We start from the raw sequence: 12,916 nt of genomic DNA on the forward strand, positions 1-12,916 counted from the left end.
CTCTTCATTTTTCTGCTTGCGGAAGGAACTCCCCGTGACAACGCGCGTCCTGGGCCCCACCGGGCTGTCCGTCCACCCCGTCGGTCTCGGCTGCATGGGCATGAGCTGGGGCTACGACGAGTCCCGGCGCGACGACGAGGTGTCGGTCGCGGTGATCCGGCAGGCCCTGGACGCGGGCCCTCTCCTGCTGGACACGGCCGACGCCTACGGCGCCGGCCACAACGAGCGGCTCGTGGGCCGGGCCCTGGCCGGGCGCCGCGAGGACGCCGTGGTCGCGACGAAGACCGGGATCGTCGTGGACGACCTCGCCACCCGCACGCTGAGCCGCGACGGCTCGCCCGAGCGCATCCGGCGCTGCGCCGACGCCTCGCTGCAGCGCCTGGGCGTCGACGTCATCGACCTGTACTACCTGCACCGGGTCGACCCGGCCGTCCCCCTGGAGGAGTCCTGGGGCGCCCTGGCCGAGCTGGTGCGGGCGGGCAAGGTGCGCCACCTCGGGCTGTCGGAGGTCACCCGCGAGCAGGCCGACCGCGCCCACGGGATCCACCCGGTGGCCGCCGTGCAGTCCGAACTGTCCCTGTGGACCCGCGAACCGCTGGACGCCGGGACCGGGATCTCCGGCTGGTGCGCCGCGCACGGGGCGGCGTTCGTGCCGTTCGCCCCGCTGGGGCGCGGGTTCCTCACCGGCCGCTACGGCGGGCCCGCGGACTTCGAGGCGGGCGACTTCCGGGCGGGCAACCCGCGCTTCGCGCAGGAGGTGTTCGAGGCGAACCTGCGGATCACGCGGACCGTGGAGAAGGTCGCCGCGCGGCACGGGGCGACGGCGGCGCAGGTCGCGGTGGCCTGGACGCTGGCCCAGGGCGAGCACGTCGTGCCGATCCCGGGCACCAAGCAGCCCCGCTACCTGGCGGACAACCTCGCCGCGGCCGGGCTGCGCCTGACCGGTGAGGACCTGGACGAGCTGGACGCGGCGCCGCCGGCCGCCGGGGACCGCTACTGACACCCCCCTTGTTTCGCCCCGCCCCACCGCGCTTTCCCCCTTCTTCTACCGACAGGAGCACACCATGTCCGAGCAGTTCACCGTGGTCGTCGTAGGGCTCGGCGGTGCCGGTCTTGCGCTGGTGCGGCACCTGGCCGGCGCCGGGCTGGACGTCGTGGGCGTCGACGACGACCCCGGCGCCCTGGAGCGCGCCCGCCTGCAGGACCGGCCCGGGCACCCGGTGACCCTCACCCGCTCCCTGGAGAGCGTCGCGCGCGCCGACCTCGTCATCGAGGCCGTGCCGGAACCAGCCGCGCTCAAACGCCGCGTCCTGGCCGCGATACGCCCGCACCTCGCCCCCCGCACCCCCGTCGCGACCACCGCGCTCACCACGCCGCTGACCGCGCTGGAGGAGGCGGCCGGGCCCGACCTGTTCGCGCTGCGCTTCCTGCGCGCCGACGCCCTGGACGCGGTGGAGGTCGCCCACGGCCCGCACGCCGGGCAGGGCGCCGCCGAACGGCTGGAGGAGGTCCTCGCCACGGCCGGGATCAGCGCGCACCGGGTCCTGGACCGGCCCGGCTCGCTCGCCCCCGGCCTGCTGCTCGGCCTGCTGAACCGGGCCGCGTGGATGGTCCACGACGGGTACGCCACCGCCGACGACGTCGACACCGCCCTGCGGCTGGGCTGCGGCTGGGAGCAGGGCCCGCTGGCGGTGCTGGACGCGATCGGCCTGGACACCGCGCGCGACCTGCTCTCCCGCCTCGCCCGCGACGACGGGCACAGCGAACCGGCGCCGGTGTTCGACGAGTTGATCGCGGCCGGCGCGCTCGGCCGCAAGAGCGGCCGCGGCTTCCACGTCCACGGGAGCGCGGGCGGCGCGCAGCGGCCCGTGCAGCCGACCGCCCCGCCCGGCTGCCGTGTCGTGGTCGTCGGCTCGGGGACCATGGCCACCGGCATCGCCGAGTGCTTCGTGCGCGGCGGTTTCGCCACCACGCTGCTGGCCCGCAGCGAGGACAGCGCCCGGGCCGCCGCCGAGCGCGTGGAGTTCGCACTGGGGCGCACCGCCACGGCGGGCGAGCAGGAGCCCGGCGGCCACGCCGCGTTCACCGCGGGCACCGACCGCTCGGTGCTGGGCGGCGCGGACATCGTCGTCGAGGCCGTCGTGGAGGACCTCGCCGTCAAGCGGCGGCTGTTCGCGGAGCTGGGCGAGGTGTGCCCGCCGCACGCCCTGCTGGCCACCTCCACCTCCAGCCTGTCGGTGGCCCAGTGCACCGAGCCCGCGGGCCGCCCCGCCGACGTGCTGGGCCTGCACTTCTTCAACCCCGCCCCGCTGATGCGGCTCGTGGAGCTGGTCGCCCTGGCGGGCACCAGCGAGCACACCCTGGCCCGGGCCCGCGCGGTCGCCGAGCGGCTGGGCAAGCAGACCGTGGCGTGCGGGGACCGGGCCGGTTTCATCGTCAACGCGCTGCTCTTCCCCTACCTGAACCAGGCGCTGGAGCTGCTCGACGCGGACGAGACGACGACCGCCGCCCTGGACGCGGCCGTGAAGTCGGTCGGCGGCCAGCCCCTCGGCCCGGTACGGCTGCTGGACACGGTGGGCGCGGACGTGGCGCTGGAGGTGCAGCGGCGCCTTCAGGCCGAGCCGCGGCTGCGGGCGCCGCGCCCGGCGGCGCTGCTGCAGGAGCTGGTCGAGGCCGGTCACCTGGGCCGCAAGACCCCCGGCAAGAACACCCGCACCCACCTCGCCGCCCGCGCGGCCGCCCCGGTCGCCGCCGCCGCCTGAGCCGCGGGCCGGCCCTGCCGGCCGGCCGCCCCGAACAGCCGGGCGGCGGCCCCGACCTCCCCCGGGGGCCGCCGCCCGGCTTCACCCCTGTCACCCGACCGGAAGGCCCAAGCCATGTCACACGCCCGGACCACCACCGTCCCCCAGCCCGCGCCCGCGGCACCGCAGGACGAGCGGGCGCGGGAATCCGCCGGCGGCGACCCCGCCCCCGTGGACCTCGCGTTCTTCGACGTCGACGAGACGCTGATCACCGTCAAGAGCATGTTCCGCTTCCTGCGCTTCCACTACCGCGAGCGCGGGCTGCCGGAGTCGGCGTACGACCAGGCGGCGGGCACCCTGCGGCGCAGGTCGGCGGCGGGGATATCGCGGCTGGTCACCAACCGGGAGTACTACCGGCTGTACGCGGGGCGCCCGCGCGAGGAGCTGTTCGCGCACGGGCGGGCCTGGTTCGACGCGGAACTGGCCTGCGGCACCCTGCTGCACCTGCCGGTGGTCAACGCGCTGGCCCGCCACCGGGCCCGCGGGGCGCGGATCGTCCTGGTGTCGGGCTCGTTCCGGCCCTGCCTGGAGCCGGTGGCCGAACTCCTGGGCGCGGACGAGATCCTGTGCAGCGAGCCGTCGTACGAGGGCGGGTACTGCACGGGCGTGGTGCAGCGCCCGGTCATCGGCACCGAGAAGGGCCGGCTGGCGCGCGCACTGATGCGGCGGCGCGCGGTGGATCCCTCGCGCGCCGCCGCGTATGCCGATCACGCCTCCGACCTGGACCTGCTGCGGTCCGTGGGCCACCCCGTCGCGGTCGGCGACGACCTGGTCCTCGGCGCGCACGTCGCCGGGGTGGGCGGGGGCACCCTGCCGGGGGTCGGTCCTGCCGCGCTCAGCCGGCCGCCGGCCGCGCCTGCTCCCGCCCCGGTTCCTGCTTGGCCACCGACACCAGCGCGGTGAAGCACAGCCGGCCCTCCTGGTGCATGGTCACCAGGAAGCGGGCCCGCCCGAGCTGGTCGTCGGGCAGCAGCTGGGCGTCGACCCAGCAGGGCGAGTCGAGTTCGACGTAGCGGTGGAAGACGGTCTCCATCGCCTCGGCGACGCCCACGCGCGGGTGGCGCAGGGTGCGCACGGCCTGCTTGGCCGCCTCCAGCAGGAGGATGCCGGGGGCGTGGTCGCCGGGGTGGTCGAAGTACATGGGGTGGTGGGTGTCGATCCGCAGCTGCCAGCGGTCGGTGGCGTCGGTGGGCGAGAGCACCACGTCGCGGAACTCCTCGCCGGCCCCGGCGACCGGCGGCGGCAGCGGGCGGCTGCGGGCCAGCTCCAGCATGCGGTGGGCATCCCCGCGGGGGCCGCGCAGCCGGTCGTAGATGGCGGGCGGCTGGATGGTGAACCGGGTGTGGGCGGTGGCCAGCTGCTCGCCGTCGCGCACCACGGTGATGTGCAGGGACAGGCCGGTGACGCGTTCGCGCCGGCGGATCACGTCGTAGCAGCGGATGTGCAGGTCGGGCCGGCCGCCGATGCCGTTCTCGCGCAGCGAGGGCAGGTTCAGCGCGTAACGGTACTCGCTCCACGCCAGGCGGTGGCCGAAGGGGACGTCGTACCCGGCGTGCGACAGCAGCGGGAAGGTCTGCCGGATCGTCTCCGTGAGCAGGACGGCGCCGTCCCCCAGGCCGGCGGTGTCGGTCCAGTCGGCCGCGATCAGGAACTCGTCCGGGCCCAGGCGCTCGAGGCCCGACAGCAGCACCTGCCCGGCGTCGTGCTTGTGGACCAGGCCCTTCTCCACGCGCGGCGCTCTCGAGGCGACGGTCGTCATCGACGTGTTCATGTGTGTACCCCCCTGTTGTGTGCGGCCGTTGAGTCCCGCACCGACATGCGCTGCCCCCACACCCCTGGCGGGGCGGCGCCACGGCCAGTAACATAGAGGACGTTCTTTTTCTTGTCGAGACCGGGATGCAGCCATGGCACGAGCGAACACGAGTCGCGCGCTCAAGCAGGAGCGCGCGATTCACACCCGAGAGCAGCTGTTGAAGGCTGCCGCGGAGGTCTTCGACGAGTTCGGCTACGCCGGCGCGGGGATCAACAAGATCCTGCAGCGCGCGGGGGTGACCGCGGGGGCCCTGTACTTCCACTTCAAGGACAAGCAGAACCTCGCGCAGGAGGTGATGAACGCCCAGCGCAGCACCATCGAGCCGCACGTGCCCACGACCGGCCTGCAGCGCCTGGTGGACATCACCCTCATCTGGTCGCACTCGCTGCAGGCCGACCCGCTGCTGCGGGCCGGTGTGCGGCTGACCGCCGAACAGGCCGCCAGCGGCCTGCAGGACGCCACGCCGTACACGGTCTGGGCCCGCAGCTTCCAGGACTGCCTGGACGTGGCGCGCGCCCAGGGCGAACTGCGCGAGCACGTACGCACCGAGGAGCTCGCCGAGTTCGTCGTCGGCGCCTGCACGGGCATGCAGGAGTACGCGCAGGTGGTGTCCCGGCGGGCCGACCTGCCCCGCCGCACGGTCAGCATGTGGCGGCTGCTGCTGCCCGGCATCGCCACCGGCCCGGCACTCGACGGGATCGAGAACAGCGAGGAGCGCGCCCTGTCCCTGTGGACATCCCTGAGCGCGCCCGCCGAAGGGGAGGGAACCCGACCATGACCGACCGCCTGCACCGGCTCAGACTGGCCGCCGTCAACATCGACGGTGTCCTGCTCAACGACACCTTCAGCCCGCTGATCCACCGCTTCGTCACCCGCCGCGGCGGCGTCTGGTCCGCCGACGTCGAACGCAGCGTCTTCTCCCAGCGCCAGAGCGACGCCGGGCGCGCCATGGCGGCGGCGGTGCCGCAGGAATTGACCGGCGAGGAGGCGCTGGCCGCCTACTTCGAGGAGCGCGCCGCCTACCTCGCCGACCACCCCGTCCACGTCACGCCCGGCGCCGAGGCGCTGCTGCACCGGCTCGCCGCCGCGGGACTGGACGTGGTCTGCTACGGCGGCCTGGCCAAGTCCCACTTCGACGAGCACCTGGGCTCCCTGGCCCACCTGTTCACCCCTCCGCACTACCTGTGCACCAACGACGTGCGTCCCGGGCTGCGCGAGATCACCGCGCACTTCGGCCTCGAGCACGGCCAGGTCCTCTTCGTCGACGACGTGGCCCGCGTCGCCGAGGCGGCCCGCGCGCTCGGCGCGCCGTTCATCGGCCGCCCCAGCGACTTCGAGCACAGCCACCAGGGCGAGCTGATGCGCCGGGCCGGCGTGCGCCACCGGGTGGCCGGCCTGGACGAGATCGACGAACGGCTGCTGCGCACCGTGGACGCCGAGGCGGCGGCCGGCACGCTGTGGACCACCGGACCGGCCGCCGGACCGGCCGGGGAGCGGGTGGCGGCGGCCGGGTAGCGCGCCGGCCGCACGGGTCCCGTACGGGGTGCGTACGAACCCGTGCGGGGGGATGTGCGGCGGATGCACGGGGCCTCGTACGGAAGGCGCACGGCCGGCCCGGGCCCGTGCGGAGGACGGCGGGGGTTCAGACCGCGAGGGTGCCGCCGTCGACCGGGAGGGTCGCGCCGGTCACGAACGACGACGCCTCGCTGCACAGCCACAGCGCGGCCTGCGCCACCTCGACGGGCGCCGCGAACCGCTTCTGCACGGCGCGCGCGAAGAACGCCTGGTCCACGCCGGGCATCTGCTCGCGCAGCGACTCCATCATCTCGGTCAGCGTGCTGCCCACGGCCAGCGCGTTGACCCGGATGCCCCGCTCCCCGTACGAGGCCGCCGCGGCCTTGGTCAGCCCGATCACCGCGTGCTTGGCGGCGACGTACGGCGCGCCCACGCCCGTGGCGATCAGACCGGCGACGCTGGCGGTGTTGACGATGGCACCGCCGCCGGTGCGCAGCATCGCCCGGATCTGGTGGCGCATGCAGTTCCACACCCCGCGGACGTTGACGTCCATCACGGTGTCGTAGTCGTCGTCGCTCATCTCGTGCAGGTCGGTGCCGAGCGTGGCGTGGCCGGCGTTGTTGAAGGCGGCGTCCAGGCGGCCGTAGCGCTCGACGGCCGCCGCGACGACCCGCTCGACCTCCTCGCCGCGGCGTATGTCGGCGGCCACGTGGACCGCGCGGCCGCCCTCGGCCTCGATGTCCTGGACCACCGAGGCGAGCTGCGCCTCGCGCCGGGCGGTGAGCACGACGGCCGCGCCGTGCTCGGCGAAGAGCCGGGCCGCCGCCGCGCCGATGCCCGACGAGGCACCGGTGACCATGACGACCCGGCCGTCCATTGCGTACGTGCGTTCGATCATGACGGCCAGTCAAACATTCGACTCACGCACGGTCAGCCGATTGGGACGGGCCGTTACCAGCCAACCTGCCAAGAACGTTCCGAGCTGCCCGTTCTCCGGAGTTCTTGGGAATCTCTTGACCTATCGTGGGCGGCACGGACCGGCCGACGGGGGGCGGGAGGAGAGGCGAGACAGGTGGCGAGGCAGGAGCGGGCTGAGCAGACCCGGCAGCGGATCGTCGAGGCCGCCGCCACCGAGTTCGCCGGACACGGCTACGACGGCACCTCCCTGCACGGGATCGTCAGAACCGCCGGGGTCACCATGGGCGCGCTGACCTTCCACTTCCGCAGCAAGTCGGCCCTCGCCGACGCCGTGCAGGAGTCCGGCGCCGCCGCCACCCGCGCCGCCCTGGACGCCGCCGCCCCCGCCCCCGGCTTCGACGGCGCGCTGGAGAGGGTGCTCGCCCTGGCCGGCGCGCTGCGCACCATGCCGAGCGTGCGCGCCGCGGCCCGCCTGACCCGCGAGGGCCACGCCGCCGGCCACGGCTGGTACGACTGCTGGGCCCCCGACCTGCGCGACGCCCTGGAGCGGTCCTGGTGCGAGCAGGGCACGGACAGCGGGCTGACCCCGCTGGCGGTCACCACCCTGCTCTCCCACGTCGTGCTCGGCGTGGAGGCCGCCGCCTCGACCCCGGAGGCGCTGCGCCCGGTCACCGGCGACACCCCCGACGAGAGCCTGGCCCAGGCCCTGAAGTCCCTGGGCCCCCTGCTGTGCCGGCCGGCCGGTGCGGAGACCTGCGGCACCTGAGCGGGGGCGCGGGCGGCAGGGCGCGTGCGGGTGGTCCGCCGTCCGCTCCGGCAGCGATTCCCGTGCCCCCGCCCGCCCCTTCCCGCAGCAATTTCCCGTGCCCCGCGCACCCCTTCCCGCCCAGCTCACAGCGCCCGTGCCCGCTCCCCTGCCCCGCCGCCTCCCGCCCGGACCCTAGAAACATAGAGAATGTTCTGTATATTTGCGGCGACCGGGAGAGAGGAGCCCTCATGCATCCGGCCACCGGGCACGTCCCGTCGGCGCAGCGGCTGTTCGCCCACCTGCCGCGGGCCGACCAGCGGCGCTGGGCGGGCGTGTACGTGAAGGGGCTGCTGAGCACGCCCGGCAAGAAGACCCTGCGGCGCATCGCGGCCTCGGTGACGCCGTCGCCGACCGCGCCGCAGTCGCTCCAGCAGTTCGTCAACGACAGCGCCTGGCCCTGGCGCCCGGTCCGCGCCGAACTCACCCGCTGGGTCGCCGAGCACGCCCCCGCGCACGCCTGGACGCTGTGCCCGGTGGTCATCCCCAAGCGGGGCGAGCTCGCCGTCGGCGTCCACCGCCGCTTCGTCGCCGCCTCCGGACGCACCGTCAACTGCCAGCTCGCGGTGGGCGCGTTCCTGTCCGGGGAGCTGGGCGACCTCTCCGTGGACTGGCGCCTGTACCTGCCCCCGCGCTGGAGCGAGGACGCCGCGCTGCGCCACCAGGCCCGCATCCCCGACACCGCCGGCCACGCCAGCGCGGCCGAGCTGTGCCTGGCCCTGGCCGACCAGCTCGTGCGGACCAGCCCGGTGACGGCGCCGGTCGTGGTCCACACCGACGGGCACATCGACGCCGAGCCCGTGATCGAGGGGCTGCAGGCCCGCGGTCTGGACTGGGTCGTCGTCGTCCCCGACACCCTGCCCCTGTCCCTCGCCCCGCTCACCGGCCCCCACCCGGCGAGCACCGCCCGCAGGGCGGACGGCGGGGTGCGCCGGGGCGCCGGGCGCCGTCTGGTCGCCCGCCACACCGCCCTGGAGACCGTCGGCGACCGGCTGCGCCGGCTCGCCCGCCCGGGCCAGGCCGGCCCGCCCGCCCCGGGCAGGCCGCTGCTGGGCACCGCAGGGGTGCTGCTGCCGGGCGGCGAGCCGGCCGTGCTGGCCGGCGTCTGGACGACTCCCCGTCCGCGGCCGGACCGGATCTGGCTGACCAGCCTGCCCCCCGCCCAGCAGAGCCGCGTCCTGGGACTGCTGGGCACCGCGCCCGCCGCCCGGATCGGCCAGGCCGAGGCCGAACTGGGCCTGCACGACTTCGCCGGCCGGTCCTACCCCGGCTGGCACCGCCACGCCACGCTCGTCTCCGTCGCCTGCGCGCACCGCCGCCTCGGCCACGAGATGTGCCTGGCACCCGGCGACTGCTGACCGCCACTCCCGCCGGCCCCCTCGCCCCCCGCCCCCACGGCACCACGGGAGCGGGGACCGCCGGCCCCTCCCCCCACACCGCACCACGGGAGCACCGCAGCGACGCGCGGCTCCCGCCGACTGTTCGCCCGCACACCGCGCGCCGCGCCGGGCGGTGAGACCCGACCTCGAGGAGGGGCTGTGGAGTTCCGTGTCCTTGGACCGATCGACGTGCGCGCACAGGGGCGTGACCTCACCCCCAGCGCACCCAAGCAGCGGCAGGTGCTCGCCCTGCTCATGGCGAAGGCCAACCACCGCGTGTCCGTGCCGGCGCTGCTGAGCGAGGTGTGGGACGGCGAACCGCCGCGCACCGCCACGACCGCGCTGCAGACCTACATCGGCGCGATACGCAAGGCGCTGGCCGCCGGCAGCGGCAGCAGCGCCCGCGACATCGCCGAGCAGCGGCTGGTCACCGACGGCAACGGCTACGTGCTGCGGCTGCGCCCCGACGAATGGGACCGCCCCCGCTTCGAGGAGCTGGTCCTGACCGCCCGCGGCCTGCTGGAGGAACGGCAGGCGCACGCCGCCACCGAGGTGCTCAGCCGGGCGCTGGCCCTGTGGCGCGGGACGCCCTTCGGCAACGTGCGCCACGGCAGCCGGCTCACCGTGCAGGCCCGGGTGCTGAACGAGGCGCACCTGGCGGCCTGCGAGGTCCGCATCGACGCGCTGCTGCTGTGCCGGCGCTTCCAGGAGGCGGTCGGGGAGGCCGTCGCCCTGGTCGGCGAGCACCCGTACCACGAGAACCTGCACGGCCAGCTGATGCGGGCGCTGTACGCGTCGGGGCGGCGGGCGGCGGCGCTGGACGTCTACCAGTCGCTGCACCGCCGGATGACCGACGACCTGGGCATCCCCCCGTCCCCGTCGACCACGACCCTGCACCACGTGATGCTGCAGGACCACCCCGACCAGCGCTACCTCACGGCGGCGGGAGCGGGGGCACTGGGGTGACGGCCCGGCGCGCGGGCGCCGGGGGCAGGGGGCAGGGGGGTGCGCGGGGCCGCCGGGGCGGTGGTTGGGGGCGGGCGCGGGGGCGGGGGGTTCACGGGCTCGGGGGCGGGTCGCCCCACAGGCTCTCCACGGCCCGGGTGGGGCCGCCCAGTTCGCGGATGCGGTCCATCGCCGCCCGGACGAAGGCCCGCAGGCGGGCCGTCTCGTGGCCGGTGGGCCACACGAACGCGTAGTCGATGCGCGGGGCGCCGTCGAGGGGCTTGAAGACCAGCCCCGGCCGGCTGTAGTAGTGCGCGCCCGCGGCCGCCACGGGCGTGACGCCCTTGCCCGCGAGGACCAGCGACAGCGCGTCCTCCCAGTGCGTCATGGCCTGTCCGTGCGGGATGGGCCGGCCCGACGGCGTCTGCCGCGGGAAGTGGTGGTCCAGCCAGTGCGCGGGCACGTTCCCGGCGACCGTCAGCAGCGTCGCCTCCGCCAGGTCCTCCACGCCCACCGTCTCGCGCCGCGCGAACGGGTGCGAGGACGACATCAGCAGCACCCTGGGCTGGGACACCAGCACCGGACCCAGCGTCAGGTCGGGTTCGGCCACGGGCGGTTCGGTCACCTGCAGTTCGACGTCACCGGCGCGCAGCGGCCCGTAGGGGTCGGAGATCTGCACCTGGCGTATCTGCACGTCCACGTCCGGGTAGCTGCGGGCGAACACCTCGGTGATGCTGTGCAGCAGGTGGCCGGTGAACGCGCCGGAGAAGCCGATGCGCAGCGAGCCGGTGATGCCGCGTCCGGCCGCCATGGCGCGGGCGACGGCGTCCTCCACGCCCCGCCACGCGGGCCCCAGGTCGTCCCTGAGCTGTTCCCCGATGGGGGTGGGGGTGACCTGCCGGCTGGTGCGGTCGAACAGCTTCGCCCCGATGCGGCGTTCGAGGCGGGCGACGGTCTGGCTGACCCTGCTCTGCGAGACGCCCACCCGCTCGGCGGTCCGCCCGAAGTGCAGTTCCTCCGCGAGGGTCAGGAAAATCTCGATCTCCTGGCGTTCCATGAACGGCTCTCCCGCGCCCCTCGATCTTCGTGACCTCGAACGATTAGCCCAGCGAATCGATCGTTGCACAGATCGTCCTTGTTGCGCAGGTCCGCTGATTCGAAGCTGAACAGGCAACCCCGGATCGCCAGGAAGGACCGCTCATGGCCGTCACCGAATCCTCACCTCCCGCCCCGACCACGACCGAGGCCGGCGCGCCACCCGGGCCCGCCGCCGGCGCCGGCTTCGCGGCGCGCGAGTGGCTGGTGCTGATCACCCTGTGCTGCGCGACGTTCATGTGCGGCCTGGACTTCTCCATCGTCACCGTCGCCCTGCCCGACATCGGCTCCGCCCTCGGCTTCTCCTCGGCCGGCACCCTGCAGTGGGTGGCCACGGCCAGCCTGCTGCCGTCGGCGAGCCTGCTGCCGCTGTTCGCGCGGGTCGCCGACCTGATCGGCCGCAAGCGGCTGTTCACGCTCGGCGTCGGGGTGTTCACCCTGTTCTCGCTGGGCGCGGCGCTGGCCAACAGCCCCGGCGTGCTGATCGCCACCCGTATCGGGCAGGGCACCGCCGCCGCGATGATCGCCCCGGCCGCCATCGCGCTGATGACCGGCTACTTCCAGGAGGGTCCCAAGCGGGCCCGCGCCCTGGGCCTGAACGGCGCCGTGATGTCGCTGGGCTTCGTCTTCGGCGCACTGGGCGGCGGTGTCATCACCAACGGCTTCAGCTGGCGCTGGACCATGGTCGCGCTGTGCGTGATGGGCGCGCTGGCGCTGGCCGGTGCGCTGGCCCTGCCCGCGATCCACGAGTCCGGTGCCGCCCGGCGCATGGACATCCCCGGCGCGATCCTGGCCACGCTCGGCCTGTTCGGGCTGGTGTACGGCATCTCCACCGGCGGTGACCAGGGCTGGACCCGTCCCGGCGCGCTCGGCCCGATCGTCGGCGGTGTGGTGCTGCTGGTGGCGTTCCTGCTGGTCGAGCGGCGTCACCCGGAGCCGCTGGTGCCGCTGACCGTGCTGAACCGGCCGTCGGTGAAGTGGTCGGGCCTGTTCGGTGTCATCACCTTCGGCATGTGCGCCGGTACGACGGTGCTGCTGAGCCTGTACATGCAGGACGTGCTGGGCTTCAGCGCCCTGCAGGCCGGCCTGAGCTACCTGGGCGAGGGCGCCGCCGCCACCCTGGGCGGCATGTACGTGGCGCGGCTGCTGGGCCGGTTCGGCGGGGTGAAGGTCCTCGCCGCGGGCCTGCTCATCCAGGGCGTCGGCACCGTCGCGATGTTCGCCCTGCCGCAGGACGTCAACCTGGCCGCCCTGCTCGTGACGTCGTCCGTGATGGGTCTGGGGCACGTCTTCAGCGTGGTCTCCTTCATCACCGTGATGACCACGGGCGTCACGGAGGAGGACCAGGGCGTCGTCGGCGGTCTGTCGCAGCTGCCGCAGTACGTCGCCGCGATCGGCGTGTCCGGTCTGAGCGCGATCGCCGCGGCCCGCACCAACGCGCTGTCCTCCGGTGGCACGCCCACCCCCGCGGACATCCTGGGCGGACTGCACGCCGGGATGGTCACGGCGGGTGTGGTCGCCCTGGTGGGCGCGCTGCTCGTCGGCGCCGTGCTGGGCAGGCGCACCCCCGCCTAGGCCACTGGTGCGGCGCGGAGCCCCTCGCCCGCGCCGGCGCCCGCCCGACCCGCGCATCCGGCGCGGCCGT

12 protein-coding genes are annotated in these 12,916 nt (G+C 74.9%); 9 read left to right on the forward strand and 3 right to left on the reverse strand.

Translation table 11 applies throughout. The annotated features are described in order from the left end of the window. Nucleotides 1-34: 34 nt before the first annotated feature. From E4U92_RS30520 to E4U92_RS30530, 3 genes are all read left to right on the forward strand, one after another. Nucleotides 35-1,000 carry an aldo/keto reductase gene (locus E4U92_RS30520; protein ID WP_137303666.1) on the forward strand — a complete coding sequence of 322 codons (966 nt, stop codon included), beginning with the start codon at nt 35-37 and terminating at the stop codon, nt 998-1,000. Between the two features lie 64 nt (nt 1,001-1,064). After that, complete coding sequence (locus E4U92_RS30525) at nt 1,065-2,762, forward strand: 3-hydroxyacyl-CoA dehydrogenase family protein (RefSeq protein ID WP_137303667.1); 1,698 nt, start codon at nt 1,065-1,067, stop codon at nt 2,760-2,762. 114 nt (nt 2,763-2,876) lie between these two features. After that, a complete protein-coding gene (locus E4U92_RS30530; RefSeq protein ID WP_137303668.1) occupies nt 2,877-3,704 on the forward strand; it encodes an HAD family hydrolase in 828 nt (275 codons plus the stop codon). On the opposite strand, the gene E4U92_RS30535 is transcribed toward E4U92_RS30530, so the two are convergent. After that, the gene (locus E4U92_RS30535; protein WP_168725228.1) at nt 3,637-4,572 is read right to left on the reverse strand and encodes a ScbA/BarX family gamma-butyrolactone biosynthesis protein; all 936 of its coding nucleotides are present in this window, start codon (nt 4,570-4,572) and stop codon (nt 3,637-3,639) included. The two genes, E4U92_RS30530 and E4U92_RS30535, sit on opposite strands and share 68 nt — an antisense overlap. Nucleotides 4,573-4,705: 133 nt before the next feature. On the opposite strand from E4U92_RS30535, the gene E4U92_RS30540 reads away from it, so the two are divergent. After that, nucleotides 4,706-5,392 (forward strand): ScbR family autoregulator-binding transcription factor, encoded by a 687-nt coding sequence (locus tag E4U92_RS30540; RefSeq protein ID WP_174864080.1) that lies wholly within the window; start codon nt 4,706-4,708, stop codon nt 5,390-5,392. After that, nucleotides 5,389-6,129: an HAD family hydrolase gene (locus E4U92_RS30545; RefSeq protein WP_174864083.1), complete on the forward strand. Its 741-nt coding sequence runs from the start codon at nt 5,389-5,391 to the stop codon at nt 6,127-6,129. The genes E4U92_RS30540 and E4U92_RS30545 overlap by 4 nt, the downstream gene beginning before the upstream one ends. A gap of 127 nt (nt 6,130-6,256) precedes the next feature. On the opposite strand, the gene E4U92_RS30550 is transcribed toward E4U92_RS30545, so the two are convergent. Further along, complete coding sequence (locus E4U92_RS30550) at nt 6,257-7,027, reverse strand: SDR family NAD(P)-dependent oxidoreductase (protein WP_174864085.1); 771 nt, start codon at nt 7,025-7,027, stop codon at nt 6,257-6,259. A gap of 174 nt (nt 7,028-7,201) precedes the next feature. On the opposite strand from E4U92_RS30550, the gene E4U92_RS36055 reads away from it, so the two are divergent. The 3 genes from E4U92_RS36055 (at nt 7,202) to E4U92_RS30565 (ending at nt 10,197) form a co-directional block, all read left to right on the forward strand. Then, entirely contained in the window at nt 7,202-7,813 is a 612-nt protein-coding gene (locus tag E4U92_RS36055; protein ID WP_168725229.1) for a TetR family transcriptional regulator, read from the forward strand. A gap of 230 nt (nt 7,814-8,043) precedes the next feature. Beyond that, nucleotides 8,044-9,210, forward strand: a complete 1,167-nt coding sequence (locus E4U92_RS30560) for an IS701 family transposase (RefSeq protein WP_137303672.1) — start codon at nt 8,044-8,046, stop codon at nt 9,208-9,210. Nucleotides 9,211-9,390: 180 nt separating this feature from the next. Then, nucleotides 9,391-10,197 (forward strand): AfsR/SARP family transcriptional regulator, encoded by an 807-nt coding sequence (locus E4U92_RS30565; protein ID WP_137303673.1) that lies wholly within the window; start codon nt 9,391-9,393, stop codon nt 10,195-10,197. A gap of 91 nt (nt 10,198-10,288) precedes the next feature. Here the strand turns inward: E4U92_RS30565 and E4U92_RS30570 are convergent, their stop codons facing one another. After that, nucleotides 10,289-11,233 (reverse strand): LysR family transcriptional regulator, encoded by a 945-nt coding sequence (locus E4U92_RS30570; RefSeq protein ID WP_174864087.1) that lies wholly within the window; start codon nt 11,231-11,233, stop codon nt 10,289-10,291. Nucleotides 11,234-11,376: 143 nt separating this feature from the next. Between E4U92_RS30570 and E4U92_RS30575 the strand changes: the two genes are divergently transcribed. Continuing rightward, a complete protein-coding gene (locus E4U92_RS30575; RefSeq protein ID WP_137303674.1) occupies nt 11,377-12,846 on the forward strand; it encodes an MFS transporter in 1,470 nt (489 codons plus the stop codon). Nucleotides 12,847-12,916: the final 70 nt, after the last annotated feature.

Source organism: Streptomyces galbus, from assembly GCF_005280195.1.
Taxonomy (GTDB): Bacteria; Actinomycetota; Actinomycetes; order Streptomycetales; family Streptomycetaceae; genus Streptomyces; species Streptomyces galbus.

Bases quoted from the DNA above. Each gene is read 5' to 3' on its own strand.
- E4U92_RS30525 (WP_137303667.1), top strand. From the start codon at position 1,065: ATGTCCGAGCAGTTCACCGTGGTCGTCGTAGGGCTCGGCGGTGCCGGT.
- E4U92_RS30530 (WP_137303668.1), top strand. From the start codon at position 2,877: ATGTCACACGCCCGGACCACCACCGTCCCCCAGCCCGCGCCCGCGGCA.
- E4U92_RS30535 (WP_168725228.1), bottom strand. From the start codon at position 4,572: ATGAACACGTCGATGACGACCGTCGCCTCGAGAGCGCCGCGCGTGGAG.
- E4U92_RS30540 (WP_174864080.1), top strand. From the start codon at position 4,706: ATGGCACGAGCGAACACGAGTCGCGCGCTCAAGCAGGAGCGCGCGATT.
- E4U92_RS30545 (WP_174864083.1), top strand. From the start codon at position 5,389: ATGACCGACCGCCTGCACCGGCTCAGACTGGCCGCCGTCAACATCGAC.
- E4U92_RS30550 (WP_174864085.1), bottom strand. From the start codon at position 7,027: ATGATCGAACGCACGTACGCAATGGACGGCCGGGTCGTCATGGTCACC.
- E4U92_RS30560 (WP_137303672.1), top strand. From the start codon at position 8,044: ATGCATCCGGCCACCGGGCACGTCCCGTCGGCGCAGCGGCTGTTCGCC.
- E4U92_RS30570 (WP_174864087.1), bottom strand. From the start codon at position 11,233: ATGGAACGCCAGGAGATCGAGATTTTCCTGACCCTCGCGGAGGAACTG.
- E4U92_RS30575 (WP_137303674.1), top strand. From the start codon at position 11,377: ATGGCCGTCACCGAATCCTCACCTCCCGCCCCGACCACGACCGAGGCC.